Source organism: Fredinandcohnia onubensis (assembly GCF_002734215.1).
Classification (GTDB): domain Bacteria; phylum Bacillota; class Bacilli; order Bacillales; family Bacillaceae_L; genus Ferdinandcohnia; species Ferdinandcohnia onubensis.
This window is the reverse complement of the sequence record NZ_NSEB01000010.1, coordinates 115492-133860: the sequence shown is the minus strand read 5'-3', so window position 1 is coordinate 133860 and position 18369 is coordinate 115492. Positions and strand designations below refer to the sequence as shown.

General features: G+C 37.0%; 23 protein-coding genes. 6 read left to right on the top strand and 17 right to left on the bottom strand.

The genetic code is table 11. The features are described from left to right. Positions 1-74: 74 nt before the first annotated feature. The 4 genes from CKK03_RS12105 to CKK03_RS12090 form a co-directional block, all read right to left on the bottom strand. The gene (locus tag CKK03_RS12105; protein ID WP_099362837.1) at positions 75-656 is read right to left on the bottom strand and encodes a YpmS family protein; all 582 of its coding nucleotides are present in this window, start codon (positions 654-656) and stop codon (positions 75-77) included. A 24-nt stretch (positions 657-680) separates the two neighbouring features. Continuing rightward, positions 681-1466, bottom strand: a complete 786-nt coding sequence (locus tag CKK03_RS12100) for a GDSL-type esterase/lipase family protein (RefSeq protein ID WP_180271238.1) — start codon at positions 1464-1466, stop codon at positions 681-683. A gap of 191 nt (positions 1467-1657) precedes the next feature. Next, positions 1658-2509, bottom strand: a complete 852-nt coding sequence (locus CKK03_RS12095) for a metallophosphoesterase (RefSeq protein WP_099362835.1) — start codon at positions 2507-2509, stop codon at positions 1658-1660. Between the two features lie 134 nt (positions 2510-2643). Next, complete coding sequence (locus CKK03_RS12090) at positions 2644-3213, bottom strand: YkoP family protein (RefSeq protein WP_099362834.1); 570 nt, start codon at positions 3211-3213, stop codon at positions 2644-2646. 143 nt (positions 3214-3356) lie between these two features. On the opposite strand from CKK03_RS12090, the gene CKK03_RS23710 reads away from it, so the two are divergent. Further along, positions 3357-3506, top strand: a complete 150-nt coding sequence (locus tag CKK03_RS23710) for a hypothetical protein (protein ID WP_180271237.1) — start codon at positions 3357-3359, stop codon at positions 3504-3506. Between the two features lie 48 nt (positions 3507-3554). On the opposite strand, the gene CKK03_RS12085 is transcribed toward CKK03_RS23710, so the two are convergent. Beyond that, positions 3555-4148, bottom strand: coding sequence for an SCO family protein (locus CKK03_RS12085; protein WP_099362833.1), 594 nt, complete (start codon positions 4146-4148; stop codon positions 3555-3557). A 176-nt stretch (positions 4149-4324) separates the two neighbouring features. On the opposite strand from CKK03_RS12085, the gene CKK03_RS12080 reads away from it, so the two are divergent. After that, complete coding sequence (locus CKK03_RS12080) at positions 4325-4945, top strand: YitT family protein (RefSeq protein ID WP_099362832.1); 621 nt, start codon at positions 4325-4327, stop codon at positions 4943-4945. 24 nt (positions 4946-4969) lie between these two features. Here the strand turns inward: CKK03_RS12080 and cysC are convergent, their stop codons facing one another. The 5 genes from cysC to CKK03_RS12055 are packed head-to-tail and all read right to left on the bottom strand — an operon-like array spanning position 4970 to position 8761. Next, the gene (cysC, locus tag CKK03_RS12075) at positions 4970-5575 is read right to left on the bottom strand and encodes an adenylyl-sulfate kinase (protein ID WP_099362831.1); all 606 of its coding nucleotides are present in this window, start codon (positions 5573-5575) and stop codon (positions 4970-4972) included. Between the two features lie 10 nt (positions 5576-5585). Continuing rightward, positions 5586-6734: a sulfate adenylyltransferase gene (sat, locus tag CKK03_RS12070; protein ID WP_099362830.1), complete on the bottom strand. Its 1149-nt coding sequence runs from the start codon at positions 6732-6734 to the stop codon at positions 5586-5588. 26 nt (positions 6735-6760) lie between these two features. Then, complete coding sequence (locus tag CKK03_RS12065; RefSeq protein ID WP_099362829.1) at positions 6761-7468, bottom strand: phosphoadenylyl-sulfate reductase; 708 nt, start codon at positions 7466-7468, stop codon at positions 6761-6763. Further along, on the bottom strand, positions 7449-8009 hold the full coding sequence (locus CKK03_RS12060; protein WP_099362828.1) for a histidine phosphatase family protein: 561 nt from the start codon (positions 8007-8009) through the stop codon (positions 7449-7451). Before CKK03_RS12060 ends, CKK03_RS12065 begins: the two co-directional genes overlap by 20 nt. Continuing rightward, positions 7994-8761: a phosphosulfolactate synthase gene (locus CKK03_RS12055; RefSeq protein ID WP_099362827.1), complete on the bottom strand. Its 768-nt coding sequence runs from the start codon at positions 8759-8761 to the stop codon at positions 7994-7996. The genes CKK03_RS12060 and CKK03_RS12055 overlap by 16 nt, the downstream gene beginning before the upstream one ends. 340 nt (positions 8762-9101) lie before the next feature. On the opposite strand from CKK03_RS12055, the gene CKK03_RS12050 reads away from it, so the two are divergent. From CKK03_RS12050 to CKK03_RS12040, 3 genes are all read left to right on the top strand, one after another. Beyond that, a complete protein-coding gene (locus CKK03_RS12050) occupies positions 9102-10325 on the top strand; it encodes an MFS transporter (protein WP_245864104.1) in 1224 nt (407 codons plus the stop codon). A 23-nt stretch (positions 10326-10348) separates the two neighbouring features. Beyond that, positions 10349-10636: a hypothetical protein gene (locus CKK03_RS12045; protein ID WP_099362825.1), complete on the top strand. Its 288-nt coding sequence runs from the start codon at positions 10349-10351 to the stop codon at positions 10634-10636. 110 nt (positions 10637-10746) lie between these two features. Continuing rightward, a complete protein-coding gene (locus tag CKK03_RS12040) occupies positions 10747-11226 on the top strand; it encodes a PCYCGC motif-containing (lipo)protein (protein WP_099362824.1) in 480 nt (159 codons plus the stop codon). 35 nt (positions 11227-11261) lie between these two features. Here the strand turns inward: CKK03_RS12040 and CKK03_RS12035 are convergent, their stop codons facing one another. The 3 genes from CKK03_RS12035 to ilvA form a co-directional block, all read right to left on the bottom strand. After that, positions 11262-12104 carry a DegV family protein gene (locus CKK03_RS12035; protein WP_099362823.1) on the bottom strand — a complete coding sequence of 281 codons (843 nt, stop codon included), beginning with the start codon at positions 12102-12104 and terminating at the stop codon, positions 11262-11264. Between the two features lie 314 nt (positions 12105-12418). Further along, positions 12419-12670, bottom strand: coding sequence for a DUF2535 family protein (locus CKK03_RS12030; RefSeq protein WP_099362822.1), 252 nt, complete (start codon positions 12668-12670; stop codon positions 12419-12421). Between the two features lie 85 nt (positions 12671-12755). Beyond that, positions 12756-14027: a threonine ammonia-lyase IlvA gene (ilvA, locus tag CKK03_RS12025; RefSeq protein ID WP_180271236.1), complete on the bottom strand. Its 1272-nt coding sequence runs from the start codon at positions 14025-14027 to the stop codon at positions 12756-12758. 263 nt (positions 14028-14290) lie between these two features. Here ilvA and trhA point away from each other — a divergent pair, with 263 nt between their 5' ends. After that, positions 14291-14944: a PAQR family membrane homeostasis protein TrhA gene (trhA, locus tag CKK03_RS12020; RefSeq protein ID WP_099362820.1), complete on the top strand. Its 654-nt coding sequence runs from the start codon at positions 14291-14293 to the stop codon at positions 14942-14944. Positions 14945-14960: 16 nt separating this feature from the next. Here trhA and CKK03_RS12015 read toward each other — a convergent pair whose 3' ends face one another. The 4 genes from CKK03_RS12015 to CKK03_RS12000 all read right to left on the bottom strand — a co-directional run bounded on the left by CKK03_RS12015 (position 14961) and on the right by CKK03_RS12000 (position 18063). Continuing rightward, complete coding sequence (locus tag CKK03_RS12015; protein WP_099362819.1) at positions 14961-15455, bottom strand: dihydrofolate reductase; 495 nt, start codon at positions 15453-15455, stop codon at positions 14961-14963. Between the two features lie 82 nt (positions 15456-15537). After that, a complete protein-coding gene (locus CKK03_RS12010; protein ID WP_099362818.1) occupies positions 15538-16494 on the bottom strand; it encodes a thymidylate synthase in 957 nt (318 codons plus the stop codon). A 58-nt stretch (positions 16495-16552) separates the two neighbouring features. Continuing rightward, the gene (locus CKK03_RS12005; RefSeq protein ID WP_099362817.1) at positions 16553-17269 is read right to left on the bottom strand and encodes an anthrax toxin lethal factor-related metalloendopeptidase; all 717 of its coding nucleotides are present in this window, start codon (positions 17267-17269) and stop codon (positions 16553-16555) included. A gap of 200 nt (positions 17270-17469) precedes the next feature. Beyond that, positions 17470-18063 (bottom strand): YpjP family protein, encoded by a 594-nt coding sequence (locus CKK03_RS12000; RefSeq protein ID WP_099362816.1) that lies wholly within the window; start codon positions 18061-18063, stop codon positions 17470-17472. Between the last annotated feature and the right edge of the window lie 306 nt (positions 18064-18369).

Here is an 18369-nt window from a genome sequence, read left to right as displayed (position 1 = left end):
GATATGATGTTACGGATTGTACTCATTCAAGTATAAAAATATAAAAAAAAGCAAACCAATCATTGGTTTGCTTACTAGTCTATTGGAACTTGCAACTTGAACCGTAACTCGTCCTTGCTTAGATTAAAGGTTTCGACTGCTACCTTCATATCGCTCTTCATTTTCATTTCGGACAAATAGACATAAATATCTTGTTTTTTGGAATCAATTTGAACCCATTCTGGAAGATTATAATAGTCGTTAATATACCTAAGTACAAAGGAAACGGGAAGGCTCACTTGACCCACGGTAAAGGCCTCCTGTTGTAGAAGTAAATCCCCATTTTCAATTACCTCAGGCTTAAATGTCATAACCATATCAATTTCTTTCCCGAATACAGTAATCGTTCCAAGAAGCATCACCCGCTCCGTTAACAAAACCTTATAATTTAGAGGATTATCCTTTGCTTCTTTTTTCAAAAAGTTATTGATTACTCTCGTTAAATCCTCTTTATTCGTTTCGACTGACAGATTTACATCATTCGAGGATACGACATTTTCCTTCGGGGCCACTTCTTTATTTGGTGCGAAAAGCAAACCGAAAAAGATAAGCACACACACGAGATTAACCGCTAACAGTGTGAGAAAAAGAAACTTCCATTTATTTTTTACCTTCATCAAAGACCCCCTCTACGAAGGAAATCACTCATTTATGATTGCTTCAAAAATCCTCTTACTCATTATTTCATACCCTTTTGCGTTTGGATGAAACTCATCTTCTGATAAAAGATTATCACTCGTTTGACTGAAAACATCGTCTACGACTACAAATTTAGTATGGTCAAATGTTGAAAGAATTCTTTCACTACCTTCGTTCCAATTGTCTACAATTGTATTAATTTCCGTAGAAAGGTCAATAAACCAACCAAACGGATTGTACAGCCCAACCAGTACGATTTCGGCTTCACTATTATGGTTTCTAATATTTTCGAGGACTTTTTGTAAACGGACCTCATATTTAGCCTGTTCTTTTTCAAACACATGTAATGATAAATCAAAAAGGTTCTCTTTCACAATTTTCATTATATCATTTCCACCTATGGTAATGATAATGATGTCAGCATCCGCAATTCCTTCTTGTACTTCCTCATTCTGCAATCGATTTAGAAGGTCAGTTGTTTTATGACCTTTCACACCAAAATTCTGAAGAGTAACCGATTTTACATCTTTTTCATTAAGAAGCTTTTCCTCCAGCAATGAAGTATAGCCCCCCTGCTTTGTTTCATCACCGACACCCCTTGTTAATGAATCGCCGATTGATGCAATACGAAGTTCTCTAGGGATAAAATCATCCGGTACTTCACTCTTTGGAGTTAGGCCTGTATCATGTTCGCTGGTGGCTGTACCTGTCGTTGTTGCAGCTATTCCACCTGAACAACCACTTAATAATAAACTAGTGATAATAATGGATAATATCGGATTTTTCAACTTGCTCACCACATTTCTTTCGGAGACTGTTGTCTACAAGTTTAGTATTATAGCATACGTAAAAAAACCTTCAAGGATTCATGTTTCATTGAAATATCTTCTATTCAAAGTAATAATTCCAATCTTCATAAAAGTTTGGCCAATTCATTAAATAGATGATGAAAAAAGACGTCTATTTGGACGTCTTCGCTTTAAATTGCTTGTTGTTCCGCTGCATCTTTTGTTCCGAGCGTTAGCGTGTGAATGGTAATTTCAGGGTTACTTCGAACACGAATATTAACCCCTGTTTGTCCTAATCCCTCGTTAATATAAAACGGTTTTCCATCATGTGTATGAAAACCTTTTATCATCTTCATTCTAACAAGTTTCCCCATTTTCACCAAATGATACGGCTTCGGGTAACAAATTTGTCCACCATGAAAATGGCCGGATAAGAGATAATCAAAATGATACCCCTTCATTTGCAAGACAAGGTTTGGGTCGTGAGTTAACACAAGATTATACCCCGCTTTTAATGATGAATAAGACTCTACTAGACTACTCCGTTTCGAACTAAAGTCATCAATCCCAATCAAATTCAATCGATGACCATGAATAAGAAGTGACTCATTTTCATTTTGAAACGTTCTCACCCCATGGTCCTCTAACAACTGTTTTAGTTTTTCAAAGTTTTTCTTTCGTAAAAAATAATCATGATTTCCAAACACAGCATAAATACCTTGTGAAGGTGCAATCTTATTTAGTATGTCTAGATACGGAACGAGTTTTGGAATACTGCGTTGACGATCCAAGAAGTCACCAGTTATGGCTATTAGGTCAATTTTTTCATGTTTCACTTGTCGGTATAATTCTTCAGGAGTAATCGATAGATTTTCAAGATGTAAGTCTGATAGGTGGAGAACATTCACTTGTGTTGGGTTTACATATTGTTGTTCTGGGTTTACAGAAATTTTGTTAACAATCACTTTATACGTATTTTTATTAGCTTTTCTAAGAAAATAGTAAACGAGTAAGATTGCGATAAGAGCAATAAAGATTTTCACAAAAAAACACCACCTTTTCTCCTTCCATTATAGATAATAGAATTCGAAAAAAGCAGTGGTAATGAATGGATACCTATCGATACAAATCAAATATGCCTCACACAAATTTTTATACTATTCTACATTCATCCCGCTTATGGAGTTGGAGACCCTTCTGAATAAAGTTTAAACAATGTATTTTTAGACATAAATAAATACATTGGATGTCTGCGGATACTTTGCGCTGACATATTTGAAACTGCCATACCATACAAGGGAAGAAATACAATTAATTTAAACCACAGATAGACTTTGTTCGATATCGCTACTGTTTCAAAGCCTAGTCGATTGCTACCTTTATTTAATGCTGTAATACCAATTAGTCCTTTTATCTCATTCCTTTTTGGGTGGTTTTGTAAATACCCGGCAACTCCTGGCAATGCCTGTTTCACTTGCTTGTAAATCATTCTAGCCTTAGATGTTTCTCCTTGAAGTCCAATCAATTCTCTAAGCAAAATCACATTATGCAAATGAATTTTTATTAATAAATCATTTTTCTTAATTTCGGTTCCATCAGCAAGAACGCATGAACGTCCTTTATATTTTGTTACTTTAACCCGCAAAATCTCTTTATCCTCTACATATGTAAGTCTTGTAAGTCCATAATAAATCGGATCAAGAATTGTCCAAATGGTAATCACGCACAACTTCATTTTTGCGAGCATGGATGCATCCCCTTAACAATCATTTACAATTTCATTTTCTCTATTTTCGTTGAAAATTATTTTGGAAAAGTAAGGCAAGATAAAAGTAGGCCATTTTAAAAAAACTATGTACATTCAATTATATTTGAAAGGAAGTCATTTAAATGGAAAAAGATCATGAAAAACAACAGGATTCAAAACAAGAATTCCCTGAACAAATCTCAAGTGGCTGTATGACCTTCACCAGTCACGAACTGTTCTGGAAAGAGCTTGAAACCATCGTTGTTGACGGAGTCGAGTCTGCGGAAGACTGAGGGCGTAAGCAAAAAGGACTCCGAGCCAGGAGTCCTTGTTCAATCAAACTATTGTACTTTTTTGATGTCTGCAATAATTTCTTCATATGGAGTATCTGAAACTCCATCGTAATCCTTTAACACTGTTCCATTTTGGTCTACTAAATAGAACTTAGTCATATGCACCACCTGGTCTTCACCTTCTGGTTTTGCGACTAAGGCTGCAAAGCTGTCTTTTGCAAAAACTGTGATTTCATTTAATGTATATCCAGTTAACAAATGCCAGTTTGATAAATCATCCGAATAGCCTTCTGCATATTCCTTCAGCATTTCAGGCGTATCAACTTCTGGGTCAACTGAAAAGGAAACAAATTCAACATCTAGCCCCTCTTCTTTAACCATTCCTTGAAGTTTTGCCATATGTGCAGTCATTGGTGGACAAACTGTGTCACACTGTGTAAAGATCATATCCGCTATCCATACTTTTCCTTCTAAATCTTTAAGGCTAAAATCTTCGCCATTTTGATTTACATAGGAGAAATCGGAAACCTCATAATTCAAGGGATTTGAGATACCATTATTTCCACACGCTGCTAAAATAAAAATAAGGGCGATCATAACAAAAAATTTTATTCTTTTCACGTTTTCACCTACATTCGTCATTTTTCCATTCAATATCTCATTTTAAAGAATATATGACAAACTTACAACAAAATAGCTGTGAACAATTTTCGAACATATCAAACAGCTTGTCATCATAAAATGGACAAGGAGAGTGAGTTTTGGGAGGTTAACGGTTATGAGGTTTTATTTTACTGGTTGGAGAGGTTTTTATTCAAATGCCTAAAATTATTATTACCTACATATGTATTGTAATCGGCGCATTTCTACAGGGGCTCGGTATGTCCTTATTTTTATTTCCTCATAATATTCCTTCCGGTGGTGCTGCGGGGCTTGCGATACTAATGAATCATTGGGTCGATTTGCCTTTAGGCATATCCCTTTGGATTGTCAATTTCTCCTTTTTAATTCTTGCTTTAAAATACTTTGGGTTTTCATGGACGGTAAAAACGATGATTGCCGTGACGATCACTTCGGTGACAGTGAGTTATGTATCTACGCTTGGATCATTCTTAACCCCTTTCTTCTGGCTTGACCTATTAAGTGGGGCAGTGATTTTTGGTATTGGTGTCGGACTTTTAATCCGAAGTGGTTCATCCAGTGGCGGAATGGTGATCCCAACATTAATGATTGCACAATACAATGATTGGTCTCCTGGTAAAGTCATGCTTTGGCTAAATTTTTTCATTTTCTTATTAACAGCAACAGTAATCGATATCCCAATCGTTTTTTATGCGATTATATGCCAAACAGTATCAACAAATATCATTGACTTAATCTATCATCTTAGAGCTCCTTCTTTTATCAATACACCATCAATGGGTTGGCGAAAAAAATGAAGTAAGAAAGCCAAATGTACTTTCTTACTTCAACAGAATTTCCCTATCTTTTAAATAGTTAATAATCGTTCCAACTGATTGTGAAATGGCTAATTTATCTGTCTCTATAATCAACTCTGGATGATTGGGTTCTTCGTATGGAGAGCTTATTCCGGTAAATTCGGATATCTCTCCATTCCTTGCTTTTTGATATAAACCCTTTGGATCACGATTTTCACAAATAGAGATCGGACATTTCACATAAACCTCGATAAATTCTCCGTCAGGAAACAAGGCTCTCACCTGATCGCGATCCTCTCGAAACGGTGAAATGAATGCTGTTGAAACGATTTGCCCACTATCAACAAATAGCTTTGATACCTCACCTATCCTACGTATATTTTCTTTCCTATCCTCTTTGCTAAATCCCAGTCCGGCGTTTAATCCATGACGAATATTGTCACCATCAAGGACGTAGCTTTGTACATTTAGTGAGAAAAGCTCTTTGTCGAGGGCATTTGCTAATGATGATTTACCTGAACCTGATAGTCCAGTAAACCAAATTACACAGCTTTTATGTTGATTTTTTTGTTGTCGCTCATTCTTCGTGATCGTTGATTGATGCCATATAATATATTGTTCTTCGCCCATATTCCCCACCTTAAATCTTTGAGTATTGTTCTACCATTCCTCTAATGAGGACCTCGACTACTTCTGGTCTACTAAATTCTTTTGGTGGTTTTTTACCCGCTTTAAGCATTTCACGTACCTTTGTGCCCGATAAAATGACATGGTCTTCTTTACTATGAGGACATGTTTTTGCGGACGCCATATTCCCACATTTTCTACAGAAAAAACTATGCTCAAAAAACAATGGCAAAATTCCTAACTCATCTTCTGTAAAATGACTAAAAATAGTTTGTGAATCATACGTTCCGTAGTAATTTCCCACTCCTGCATGATCCCGACCGACTATAAAGTGAGTGCAGCCATAATTTTTCCGAACTAAAGCATGGAAAATCGCTTCTCTTGGACCTGCATAACGCATCGCAGCCGGAAATACTGATAAAAACACTCTGTTCTTCGGATAATATTTTTCTAGGAGAACCATATAACTTTCCATTCTGATATCACTTGGAATATCGTCCGACTTCGTTTCCCCGACTAAGGGATTCAAGAATAATCCGTCTACAACTTCTAATGCAGATTTTTGAATATATTCATGTGCCCGGTGTACTGGATTACGTGTTTGAAATCCGACTACTTTCTTCCAACCAAGATGTTCAAACACCGCTCTTGTTTCGATTGGGTCCAAGTAAAATGTTTCAAACTTTTCCTTTTTTGGACGCTTTATCATATGAATCGGACCGGCAATATAAACACTTGACCTTTCATACAAACGTTTAACACCCGGATGTGCATTTTCCGTCGTTCGATACACCTTAAAAGCTTCAACTTCTTTATTTGTCACATATTTTTCGGTCACTTCTATGACCCCATAAACCTCATTATTTTGCACTAATCGAACCTTTTCACCGATTGAAATCTTTTTTGCCGTTGCCTTATCTACCGCCAATGTGATAGGAATAGACCATGGCAAACCATTTGCAAGTCTCATTGAGTAGAGAATCGACTCATAGTCTTCTTTACCTACAAATCCCTCAAGCGGACTATATGCCCCAACTGCTATTAATTCCAAATCACTTAACTCCATGTTGCTCAGTTCAATTTGTTTATCGATTTCTTCAACGTTTAAAGTTGGATTGAAACGATTTACCAGCGAACCGCCATGCGGTGTACTTAATGACACTTTAAAAACCTCCATTACCTATTTCGTTATTTCACATGTAAACCGCATTCTGTCTTATCAGAATTGGCCCATCTTCCTGAACGCAAATCTCCATTCAATACTTGATTTGTACAAGGTGCACACCCAATACTTGGATAATCTTTGTCATGTAACTCATTGTAGGGTAGATTGTTCAACTTGATATAGGTCCAAACATCGTCCCAAGTCCAATGAATAAGCGGACAGATTTTTATGTTCTTAAATTTTTCATCCTTGTTCAGGTATTCCGTATTTTTGCGGGTTGGACCCTGCTCCCTCCGCAGTCCTGAAATCCAAGCCTTGGTAGATGTTAAAACTTCATGTAGAGGTTCAATTTTTCGAATCTGACAGCATAAATTAGGATTCGTTTTCCATAGATCATCCCCATGCTCTTTTGCCTGCTCCGCTAAATTTAGGGCCGGTTTTTTTAGTTCAATAGTGAGAGTTGGATACTTTTCTTTGATCTTATCAATGAGTTCATAGGTTTCTCTGAAATGAAGTCCTGTATCTAAAAAGACAATTCTTGCCTCCTTGTTAACCTTATAAATCAAGTCAATGAGGACCATACCCTCAGCTCCAAAGCTACATGCGTAGACAATGTCTTCTGCTGCATACGTTCGATAAGCCCATTTTAAAATGTCGTAATAATCTTTGTTGTTGTTTACAACGTCCTTTACACTTTCCTCATTCCAATTTTCATATGTGATGCCGCCCAATCTTGTGTTCCTCCTCTCGGACCTTGATCGTTAGCAACTGATTGTTTTTTATCTCTAGCTGATTCATGTTATTAATGGTTCCGAATTTTTGATAGGAAACACATGCTCGAATCCAGGAACCATGACCAAATACTAAAATCGACTCAAAATCCTTGTATTTTTGTAAAAATGAGTGCACCCTCTTCTCCAGGTTCGAAATCTTTTCCCCAAGCATAATTTTACCTGGACGTGTAAACCACTCATTTTTATACGTTTCGATGAGAAGTTTCTTTTCTTTCCCTTCGAATTCTCCAAAATTAAGCTCATTTAATAGTGGCTCTATTTCAAAACTCTCATACCCATAGCCCTTTGCTGTTTGTTGGGTGCGAGTCAATTCACTCGTTAAAATCAATGAGTATGTTGGTTTTAACAATTCTTTATTGTTTTCAATTGCCTTTTTGTTTGCGTCAGTTAGCTCTAAAATGGGAATATCCTTGCTCCCTTGGAGAACTCCTTTTTCGTTCCATTCAGTTGGAAGATGCCTGATTAAGGTAAGTTCCATGTCTTCTCCCCCAGGAAAAATGTTTCGCTTCGTAGTCCGAGTCTTTGTGATTCTAAAACGAGTACATCTTGTAATTTCACATTTCCGAGGTTGACATTCGCTCCAAACTGGTTAATAAAAAACATTTGTTGCTTAGGAGTCGGTGCTTCAAATATCACCTTATTTACGTCAATATTTTGGGAAATTTGATTAATTAAATCCATGTTGACGTTGCCTGAACGATTGTAAATACCTGCTGTCCCTGAGTCTCTCCCCTCAGTTATGACATATTTACAACCCGTTGCCAGCAGTAAATTAATCTCATGTTCCCACTCAGATAAGGGCATTTCTTTATCTTGATCTTTTGAACCAACCTCTGCAATGACATTAAAATGTTGTTTTAGTTTTTTGATTAATGAAATTCTCTTATGAAGTGGGATGTCAATTGTTCCATTTGAAATCTCAATCCATTCAATCCCTAGCGTTTGTAGGCTTTTTGCATATTCGTCAAGTTTCTCTTGCGCAAAGCATTTTTCAAAAAGGGTTCCGCCACAATAAGGGATGACATTGTATTTTTTATAGAGGTTGATTTTTTCTTGTAGGTTTGGGGTCACATAAGCGGAGCCAATCCCAATTTTCGCGATATCGATATAGGAATGATAATCCTGTAAATAAGCCTCTAATTGACCTAATGGCGTACCAAAATCAGCGATTGACGTAAGTCCATAGCTTCGTTCTCCCTGTGTTCGTAAAGGAACATCTAAAAAATTCATAGGAATAACTCCTCCTTAGTCCAGCGTAAGGATAAAAAATCCTCACTACATTTGCCCAATTCTTCTTAGGCTTCTGTTCTATTTTTATTACATATACCCATCTTCTTACAGTTGATATGTTATTCAAAAATAGGTAAAGGGTGTATAGATTGGGCTTTTCTGGGCACTGTTCATTTGGAAACTACTTACAGAATAGGTTTCGTGAGATATTGAAAAAATAGTAAGGCAATAATTGATTTTAACGACAATGACAAGAGAGGAACGGATGAAGTTCATCCAGCCTTTTACATACCGTAAAAGAAGGAGATGCAAAAACTTGTCAAATCAAAAAAACTCAGCAATGACAATTGTTGCGATTAGTTCTATCCCACTAATCCTGGTACTTGGTAATTCGATGCTCATCCCTGTTTTACCACAAATGCAAAAAGAGCTAGATATCAGCCAATTTCAGGTGAGTCTTGTAATCACAACATTCTCAGTTGCAGCGGCGATTTCAATCCCATTACTTGGCTATTTCTCAGATCGTTTTTCTAGGAAAGCGGTGATTATACCTGCATTAATTCTTTACGGTACAGGTGGATTGCTTGCTGGTGCTGCAGCCGCGTGGTTTTCTAATCCGTATTTTTGGATCATGGCTGGTAGGCTTATGCAGGGTATCGGTGCGGCAGGAACAGCACCTATCGCAATGGCGCTTACTGGAGATTTATTTAAAGGGGGAAAACAAAGCCGAGTTTTAGGACTCGTGGAGGCTTCAAATGGCTTTGGGAAGGTTATATCACCTATTATCGGTTCCCTTCTAGCGTTGCTATTTTGGTATGCTGCCTTTTTTGCTTTCCCTATTTTTTGCTTAATTTCCGTATTTCTCACGATATTCTTTGTTAAAGAGAAAAAGCAAAAGAAAGAACCACCCCCACTTAAAAAATATGTGCGCGGATTGTTTTCGGTGTTTAAACATGAAGGTAGATGGTTATTCACGGCATATTTAGCTGGAGCAACCTGCTTATTCACGCTTTTTGGGATTCTCTTTTACTTATCTGATGTATTAGAAAAAACGTATGATACTGATGGTGTACTTAAAGGAGCCATATTAGCAATTCCATTATTATGCATGACAACAACATCGTATATTACAGGTAGTAAAATTGGTAAAAAGATGCCTTTGATGAAAAAGCTTATCATCATTGGACTTATACTCATGACTGTATCGTTTGCATTATTAGTCTTTTTTGAGAGCTTGATTCCGTTTATTGCCGTTTTGGCAATCAGCAGTATTGGAACTGGGCTTGTATTACCTTGTATAAACAGCTTTATAACGGGCTCTGTATCATCAGAAAAGCGAGGATTTGTTACTTCTCTTTATGGGTCTGTTCGCTTCTTGGGAGTGGCCATTGGTCCACCTATTTACGGTTGGTTAATGAATTGGTCAAGAGCCGGTATGTTTTTAACAACTGCATCCTTAACACTTGTAGTTGGGCTTTTATGTATGCTCCTAATTCATGTTAAAAAGAAGAAACCTAATAAAGAAACAAATGATTCCCTGTTCAAAAAACTTCAGTTTACCTAATATGATAAAGGAGAGGTTGAGCTTTGCAAATTTTTGTTTCTCCAGAGGTTATCAAGGAAGAATGTCAAATACTAAACATAGTCAATCAAGATAAAAAAGCACTTGGCTATATCTCGTTTTTCTTTGATGATAAAAAAATGTATGTCTATGGACACTGTGAGGAATTAGGTGTAAGTAAGGATTTTAAAGACACGATCACACCATACATTCAAGGTATGGCAAAAGCAAAGCCAGATTTAGATATTTTCTCTTACATCTCGATTGGTGGAGAAAAATTAGACTTATCAGAAGAAGAATCTGAAGAAGAGTAAGGATATCGATTTCGATATCCTTTTTTCTTTGACAAAACGGTGAACAGATATTTTAAGGACATGGATTATGTTAAAATGGGCTTACATAGACATTGGAAAGGTTGTTTGGAATGAAAAAATTATCTGTCCTTCTCATGCTTATCCTCATGTTTGGAATGGTTGGTTGCTCCCAAAATGGAGATAGTCATGAATCCCAAGGTGAAGACCATGTAATCGGTGATATCCGTGAGGAAACTGCCTCAATTGATGTAATGCCGTCCTTTTTAGATGATAAGTCAGAGGAATTAGTGACAATATATACAGCTGCAGCAATGCACAAAGATTTACTCGAAACAATGCCTTGCTATTGTGGTTGTGCTGATTCTGTTGGACATCGCGATAATTATGATTGCTTTGTTCATGAGAATAAAGGCGATGCAGTTGTATGGGACGACCACGGTACAAAGTGTAACGTTTGCTTAGAAATCGCAGCTACAGCCGTGCTTGAATATTCAAATGGGAAATCACCAAGTGAAATTCGAGCTATGATTGATGAAACATATAAAGAAGGCTATGCTAACCCAACACCAACTCCACAGCCTGAAATCTAAAAAAGACGTGTGAAATTTCACACGTCTTCTTTGTACTATTCCGCGTAATACATAAACCCAATTGCACCTGGGCCAGTGTGGGTGCTGATCACTGGAGTGGTTTCGACGATATCCACATTTTCATACCCAGTCAGCTTCTTAATGGCCTCTTTTAAATTAGTTGCAAGTTCTATTGCATCAACTTGAGCAATTGCCACACCTTTTATCGTTTTATTACTTACATCCTCAGCAAATTTCTTACTTAGGTATTTCACAATTTGTGCATGGCTTCTTACTTTAGAAACGGGAGTATAGACCCCATCCTGTAAGGAAGCAATTGGTTTGATGTTCAGTAAAGAACCAATAAATGCCTTACCTTTTCCAATCCGGCCACCTTTTACAAGGTTTTCTAAAGTATCAACGGTTACAAACAAAGTTGAGTTTTCCCTAATTTCATTGATTCGTTTCACGATCTGCTCTTTCGTTTGTCCCGCTTTTGCCATTTTTGCAGCTTCAATAACTTGAAAAGCTAAAGCCCTTGAAATGTACATGGAATCAATCACGGTTACATTCGATTCGCTTATATTAGCAGCATTCTCAGCAGAAGTAACTGTACCGCTCATCCCACCTGTCATGTGGATGGAGATAACTTCGCTGCCATCACTACCTAATTGATCATAAAGCTCTACGAAATGCCCAACTGCTGGCTGAGAGCTCTTTGGCAATTCGACAGATTGCTTCATTCTCGCTAAAAATTCTTGTTGAGTGATGTCCACCTTGTCTAGAAACGTTTCTCCATCAATCGTGATTGATAAGGGAACAACTTCGATTCCTAGTTCTTTTACTAGTTCCTCTGATAAATCTGCTGTAGAATCTGTTACGATTTTTACCTTTGTCATACGTTCACTTCCTACGTCTGGTACAGCTATTATAAAAATAGTTTATCCAAATTTTAACGGGGAGTTGCTTACAATTTATACCTAACCAGAAAAAAAAGAGCCGATTTTAGTTCAACTTTATTCAAAAGAAGACCCCACTCTGAAAGTGGGGACGTATGCATGTTTAATATTCAATTTTGTAAGTAATAATTGAATAAAGTTGAGCCTCCGGCGGATGCCACAGATTTTCAAAGGAAGCTTTTCGAGCATGCTCGAAAAAATCTGGGCGCAAATACGCCAAGACGTATTAGATTTTAAATCAGCTCATTCTAAAACTATGCATTATGTTTTAAAAAATCTAGTTTAAAAATCTGTTCATAATCAGTCCATTTTAGCACTGTCTTCAAATATTCCCGAAACGAATAGATTTGACTTGGACCTGATTTCGTCATGATTTTCGACAAAAATGCTTGTAAGCGAAAATCGAGCATAAAGCGATATGTGTTGCCTTCCTCTAATACTGGAATTTCAATTACTTTTACCTTATGTCCATAACTATTTTTGAACTCTAGGCTTTTGAATAGCAAACTATCAGTCCTTTTTCACCCGTTTCTTATATTATACATGAAAACAAGCATTTCGTCTTTGTCTAAAAATGTAGAATTATTGAATTTAAATCAACAAATTAAATAATGTATTTTCTTTATTTAACTCACGGAATGGGAACCCTTTTTTCTCCATTCGGTTTACTAGTGCTTGGTAGTCATCCTTAGCTTTTAATTCAATCCCAACTAATGCAGGTCCATTATCCTTGTTATTTTTCTTGGTGTATTCAAAACGAGTAATGTCATCAGTCGGTCCAAGTACATCAAGCAAGAACTCCCGCAATGCACCTGCTCTTTGTGGAAAGTTCACAATGAAATAGCATTGTAGGCCTTCATAGAGCATCGAACGTTCTTTTATTTCCTGCATTCTGCTGATATCATTGTTACCACCACTTAGTACACAGACAACTGTTTTTCCCTTAATCTGATCTTTGTACATATCAAGTGCTGCAATCGATAATGCACCTGCTGGTTCAGCGACGATGGCATTTTCATTGTAAAGGTCCAAAATAGTTGTACATACCTTTCCCTCAGGCACCGGAATAATATCGTCAACAAGCTTTTTACTGATTTCAAATGTATTTTCACCCACCGTTTTAACGGCTGCACCATCAACAAATTTATCAATTTTGGGCAATGTGGTAACCACCCCGTTGGCAATTGAGGTCTTCATACTTGTTGCACCTTCAGGCTCAACACCAATAATCTTTGTTTCAGGAGAGATGCTCTTCATATATGTTGAAATTCCTGAAATAAGTCCGCCCCCACCGATTGCAGCAAATACATAATCAACTGGTTCTGCACAATCATTTAAAATTTCTACAGCTACTGTTCCTTGACCTGCCATGACATCGGCATCATTAAATGGATGGATAAATGTACGGTTTTCTCTTTCACAGCATGCTACCGCTTCTTCATAAGAATCGTCGAATGTATCACCTGTTAAAATAATCTCTACATAATCCCGTCCAAAAGCCTCTACTTGAGAAACTTTTTGTCTTGGTGTCGTGGAAGGCATAAAGATTTTACCTTGAATTTTTAACGCAAAGCAGGAAAAAGCTACGCCTTGTGCATGGTTTCCAGCACTCGCACAAACAACTCCATTTTTCAACTCCAGCTCGGTAAGATTTTTAATCCGGTTATAGGCTCCTCTAATTTTAAAAGAACGGACAATTTGTAAATCCTCTCGTTTTATCAATAAGTTACATTCGTAACGTTCAGATAGCAATTCATTTCTTTGTAAAGGTGTATGGATTATTACATCCTTCAATGTTTGATTTGCTTTTATGATATCCTCTACATGGATCCCATCTAGTTTTTGTTTTACCTCGTTTGCCACGTGTCCCATATCCCCTTTCACTTCGCTATTTCTACAACAACACTGTACAGTAATGAAGATTTAATTTGTTCATTATAACATGAATTAGCCTATCTGGAGTAAAATTTTCTAAATATTGTATTACTTTTTGAAATGAAACCGCCACCATTTGTTATCAATACTTTTTTTAACAAATAACGGGGTAATATATTACGAATGTCATTTGTATTCTTTTTTTATTAGCAGTATGATTGGAGAAAGAAATGTAACAAGAGGTGATAAATATGACATTTCGACAAGAAACATTAAAAGAAGAAATTGCAAATGCCATCACACATGGTCTCGGGGTTTTATTAAGTATTCCTGCCCTCGTCATGCTAATCATATTTGCGGTGAAGTATGGGGATGTCTGGCATGTTGTTAGCTTCTCTATTTTCGGAGCATCCATGATACTGCTGTATTTATTCTCAACGCTTTTACACAGCATCACACACCCGAAAGCTAAAAAGGTGTTCGCGATATTAGATCACTCAGCGATCTATTTATTAATAGCTGGAACATATACCCCCTTTGTTCTTGTTTCGATAGGAGGCTGGTTAGGCTGGACCCTTTTCGGAATTGTATGGGGACTAGCGATTGTTGGGGTCGTGTTTAAAGTCTTCTTTGTTGAAAAGTTTATGATCCTCTCAACCGTTTTCTATATTCTGATGGGGTGGTTGATCATCGTTGGCATTAAGCCTTTATATGAAAGCATCGGGTTTAACGGCTTTATGTTGTTATTAACTGGTGGAATCCTGTATACAGTTGGAGCTGTCTTCTATGTCTGGAGGAAGCTACCGTATAACCATGCAATTTGGCATTTGTTTGTGTTAGCAGGAAGTGCCGCAATGTTTTTTAGCATACTATTTTATGTCGTAGATGTTCCATTTATCTCATAAAAAAAATCCCGCAAATTTAATTCTGCGGGATTTTTTCATATACCAAAAACGTATAATCATAAGGATTTTTCTCGTCCTTGATGCCTTGTTCTTCTGAAATAACCTTCCACTTGGATTTATCAAAAGTTGGGAAGTAGGTATCTCCCTTAAATTCCTCATTGATTTCAGTTATGTACAGACGGTCTGAGTGTGGTAGGATTTCTTTAAAAATTTCCGCTCCTCCGATAACAAATAGCTCCTGGTCAGTTTGTTGATTCATACTTACAATTTCCTCAATGGAATGAATCACTTTACAGCCTTCTGCCTCGTACGAAGTGTCACGGGTTACGATGATATTTTCACGTCCTGGAAGGGGTCGTCCGATTGAATCGAATGTTTTACGTCCCATGATAATGGGATGCCCCATCGTTACTCTTTTAAAATAAGCTAAATCTGCAGGTAAACGCCATGGTAGATCATTGTCCTTACCGATTAATTGGTTTCTATCCATTGCAACTAGTAATGAAATCATATTTATTCTCCTTACTAAAAAGTCCTAGGATAAATTATACCCTAGGAACTTTAAAATAGGAATGCTTTATAACTTTATAGCTTTATACGGCAACGGGTGCCTTAATGGATGGATGTGGTTCATATCCCACGATTTCGATGTCATCCATTTCAAAGTCAAAGACAGATTTAACTGCAGGATTTAATTTTACTGTCGGAAACGGACGTGGGTCACGACTTAACTGTAAATTTACCTGCTCGATGTGATTTGTGTAAATATGGGCATCCCCAATCGTATGGATGAAATCCCCTACCTCTAATCCACATTCAAATGCAATTAGATGAGTTAAAAGTGCATAACTTGCGATGTTAAAGGGAATTCCCAAAAATAAATCGCCTGATCTCTGATACAACTGACAACTCAATTTCCCATCGGCCACATAAAATTGAAACAGACTGTGACAAGGCGGTAGTGCCATGAATTCAACATCACCCGGATTATATCCGACGACAAGATGACGTCTGCTATCTGGGTTATTTTTAATTTGGTTAATGACATTTTTCAACTGGTCAATGGTTTCTCCACGTGATGATTCCCATGCTCTCCATTGCTTCCCATAAACTGGACCAAGTTCTCCATATTTAGAAGCAAACTCATCATCCTCTAAAATACGAGTTTTAAACTTGTCCATTTCAGCTTTATACAACTCATTAAATTGAGTGTCTACCAGACTTCTGTTACCAAAATCCATCATATCTGGACCTGTGTATTCATCGCTCTCGATCCAATTTTTAAAAGCCCACTCGTTCCAGATATTATTGTTATTTTTCAGTAGATATCTGATATTCGTGTCACCTTTAATAAACCAAAGCAGTTCACTCGCGATTAAACGAAATGGAACTCTCTTCGTTGTAAGCAAAGGGAAGCCCTCACTTAAATTAAAACGCATTTGATAGCCAAACACAGAAACCGTTCCTGTCCCTGTTCGGTCCATTTTTTTCGTACCTTTTTCAAGAACATGCTTTAATAGATTTAGGTACTCATTTTCACCATGTTTCAATAGATTCACTCCTTGCATGAACTTCATTCTACTATATTACTACAAATAGCAATTGAATTCATTGCTGAGTTTTGCTTAATTCATTAAAAAGCTGATGCGTCATTGGTGCTGCTAGTTTTAATTGTTCTCTTGTCTGATCGGAAAAATAGTACATTGCGAAGCTTTCCGCGAAATATTCTTCAGGATAATCGCTAAAATAGCTACGATTCGGGAATAATTGGTTGACTTCCCTATTCCAAATACTTAAAAAATAGGGATCTTCACTAATCGAACCAAATACAAATTTGTCAATTGAATGGGCCAATTCATGCAACTCTAAATTAATGGACCCGTGGCCTTTTCCTTTTTCACTTGATCCGATTTTAGCTAGTACAACTTCTGAGCCACCAATTCCCGGCACATCGTCCCAAGTCGGTCCATTTTCACTATAGCCACGCGGCTTTTCCCCTTTCAAATAGGCTGCCGTAGGCTCGTCCGTTAAATTCCCTGTAAACAGCTTTAGCACAACACCTTTGTCAACCAATCCTTGCAAAATAAGTTCGTCAATTTGGTTCACACGCTCAATCATTTTTGCTGCAGCAGACTCATTAAATTTAGTTTCAGGTAATAAGATAATATTTTTTAATGTTTCGTAGTTATTAAGATTCGATGTTTCAACATATAGTGTGAGAGATTGATAATCTTTTAGTGGAACCCCATGAGGAGACGCTTCACCAGGATGATAGGTAAAGCCTACTAGGACAAATAGAAGCGTAAGAATAAGCGTTTTTTGCATAAGAATGCTCTCCTTAATCTATGAATAAAATCGTGATGCTAAAGCGCACTCTTCTTTTAGTTTGTAATAATAGTATATCAGATTTGGAAATATGAGTCTGCTAGACTAGGAGTGGTAAGTTCTTCAAGAAGATAAAATACGGACAAAAAAAACAATCCATAAGAGCGAATCGTCACTCCTGGATTGCCTTTCCTCTTTTATTAACTTAGCCATTTCGGCGGAGTATTTTTATTCCAATAAATATCACCTAATGCATGATGTGTTTGGAATCCATCATGATGTGTATGATAGTGGAAGTTAAACCAATAGCCATCCTGTGGTGGATGATCCTTTCGTACATGGAAACGGATAATATCCTTTCCTGACGTTTTATCGAAAATATGGAAAATCTTTTCCCCATTTCCTCCAGACGGTTGCTCTGAAATCTCAAGATGGTCAAGTTGTTCAGTTGGATATTGCTCGGCTAATAATTCAATTACACTTTCAATTTTAGGCAAAATTGCACTACGGAATTCATCTTCAATAACAGGCCCTATTTTACTCCCAAATTTCTCGAAGGATTTTGTCTCAGCCTGTGACATCGCATATGTAACAAAGTTTCTACTGTCATATCCATAATCAGATTCAAAATTGGAATATAGCTTCGACTCAGCATTTAGATCATTAATTGAATTTAACTTGCTTGGCTTATCGGCATCCGCCTGCTGCATAGTGAGAGCCGGTGGTGGCGCTACCAAACCAAGAGTTAAAACGGAAAATGAAACGACTAATGCTTTTCGTAACCATTTTTTCATAACGAAAACGCCCTTTCAACACATTTACCCTTAACGCCATTTTAACACAAACTAGCAAAAAATTTTACTATGAAATTAAGAAAATGCAAAAAAATAAGGATAAATGCCCAGTACGGAAATTCATCAAAATCACCGCATTTTAGGAAGATAAAATCCTTCGTAAAATTAAAGTTCATAAAATCCTCAATATTTGATAAAATAGGGATACTATACATAATTGAAAGGTGGATTCGTTAGGATGGACTGGATTTTTGGTATTGCAAGTGTTGTTACATTACTATATTTTATAACTTGTTGTGTAACTGA

Bases quoted from the DNA above. Each gene is read 5' to 3' on its own strand.
- CKK03_RS12105 (WP_099362837.1), bottom strand. From the start codon at position 656: ATGAAGGTAAAAAATAAATGGAAGTTTCTTTTTCTCACACTGTTAGCG.
- CKK03_RS12090 (WP_099362834.1), bottom strand. From the start codon at position 3,213: ATGCTCGCAAAAATGAAGTTGTGCGTGATTACCATTTGGACAATTCTT.
- CKK03_RS23710 (WP_180271237.1), top strand. From the start codon at position 3,357: ATGGAAAAAGATCATGAAAAACAACAGGATTCAAAACAAGAATTCCCT.
- CKK03_RS12085 (WP_099362833.1), bottom strand. From the start codon at position 4,148: ATGACGAATGTAGGTGAAAACGTGAAAAGAATAAAATTTTTTGTTATG.
- CKK03_RS12080 (WP_099362832.1), top strand. From the start codon at position 4,325: ATGCCTAAAATTATTATTACCTACATATGTATTGTAATCGGCGCATTT.
- cysC (WP_099362831.1), bottom strand. From the start codon at position 5,575: ATGGGCGAAGAACAATATATTATATGGCATCAATCAACGATCACGAAG.
- CKK03_RS12060 (WP_099362828.1), bottom strand. From the start codon at position 8,009: ATGGAACTTACCTTAATCAGGCATCTTCCAACTGAATGGAACGAAAAA.
- CKK03_RS12055 (WP_099362827.1), bottom strand. From the start codon at position 8,761: ATGAATTTTTTAGATGTTCCTTTACGAACACAGGGAGAACGAAGCTAT.
- CKK03_RS12050 (WP_245864104.1), top strand. From the start codon at position 9,102: ATGACAATTGTTGCGATTAGTTCTATCCCACTAATCCTGGTACTTGGT.
- CKK03_RS12040 (WP_099362824.1), top strand. From the start codon at position 10,747: ATGAAAAAATTATCTGTCCTTCTCATGCTTATCCTCATGTTTGGAATG.
- CKK03_RS12035 (WP_099362823.1), bottom strand. From the start codon at position 12,104: ATGACAAAGGTAAAAATCGTAACAGATTCTACAGCAGATTTATCAGAG.
- trhA (WP_099362820.1), top strand. From the start codon at position 14,291: ATGACATTTCGACAAGAAACATTAAAAGAAGAAATTGCAAATGCCATC.
- CKK03_RS12015 (WP_099362819.1), bottom strand. From the start codon at position 15,455: ATGATTTCATTACTAGTTGCAATGGATAGAAACCAATTAATCGGTAAG.
- CKK03_RS12005 (WP_099362817.1), bottom strand. From the start codon at position 17,269: ATGCAAAAAACGCTTATTCTTACGCTTCTATTTGTCCTAGTAGGCTTT.
- CKK03_RS12000 (WP_099362816.1), bottom strand. From the start codon at position 18,063: ATGAAAAAATGGTTACGAAAAGCATTAGTCGTTTCATTTTCCGTTTTA.